The following is a 1,017-nucleotide window of genomic DNA, read 5'->3' on the forward strand; positions in this document are numbered from 1 at the left end:
CCTCCTTCATAAGCAAGACCTATTTCAGGGGAGAATATATCTTTATTAGAAATAAAATTCATACCTAAGGCTGTATTGACTCCATAAGCATAAGAATTAGGTTCAGCTTTAGCTTCATTATTTCCTATTTTTTTAGTTAAATCATTTTTAATCAAAGCAGCTTTACCTTGAGCTTTGATATAAACTTCTTGACCTTTTTCTGTAGTAAATAAGGTATTAAAGTATTTTAAACCTGCATAATAGGTTCTATTATTAATATCAAAATAAGTTGAACCCATTTTTGTATCTTCATAACCTGCATACACACCATATATTCCACTGTCTTTTAAAGTAGAATAACCTATAATGGTTCCTTTAGTGTGTCCTTTACTTTCTTCATTCAAAGAAAGTTCAACATTCTGTGAAGAAGTATAAGGAAGGATGAATAAAGAATGTTCTTTATTAGAACCATAGCTTCCATTATTTAAATCACTCTTTATATAATCACTTGCATCTGCATATAAATTACCCTTTTCAGACATAGCGATGCTTTGAGATTTACTTGAAGAAGCTAAAGCAAAGCTTTGCATAGAATTACCCATAACATTATCTATAAAGGTAGATCTTCTTGAAGTAGTAGAGATTAAAGATCTAAAGGTTGCACCTGATATGGAGGCATTAAGATTAAAATCTGTAGTAAGCTTTCCTGTTATTGGATCAAAGCTTAAAGATATTTCTCCACCTCCATTGGTTCCTATATTGCCAATATTGCCTGGTTTTACCCCTGAGATGATATTGTTTATATTATCAAGTTGTCCTAGATCGAGATTGCCTTCATCTATAGTAATTTGATCAGCGCTTACATTTCCATTTCCACCTACAACTACAGTGTCTAATTTACCTGTTTCTTTATCTGTAGTAACAAGCCAATCTTCTATGACTATGCTACCAGATCCGCTGTTAACTAAATGATTACCACTATTATCTTTATCTATGGTTCCTTGGTTATTAACAAAGATGGTTCCACCACCTTCATTT

The 1,017-nt window shown here is 32.0% G+C and carries 1 protein-coding gene; it reads right to left on the bottom strand.

All coding sequences use genetic code 11. The features are described 5' to 3' along the window. A partial coding sequence (locus AJN60_RS08450) for an autotransporter outer membrane beta-barrel domain-containing protein (RefSeq protein ID WP_148122487.1) occupies nucleotides 1–1,017 on the bottom strand: 1,017 nt, incomplete at both ends.

It is taken from the genome of Campylobacter sp. BCW_4323, from assembly GCF_001763115.1.
Lineage (GTDB): Bacteria > Campylobacterota > Campylobacteria > Campylobacterales > Campylobacteraceae > Campylobacter_D > Campylobacter_D jejuni.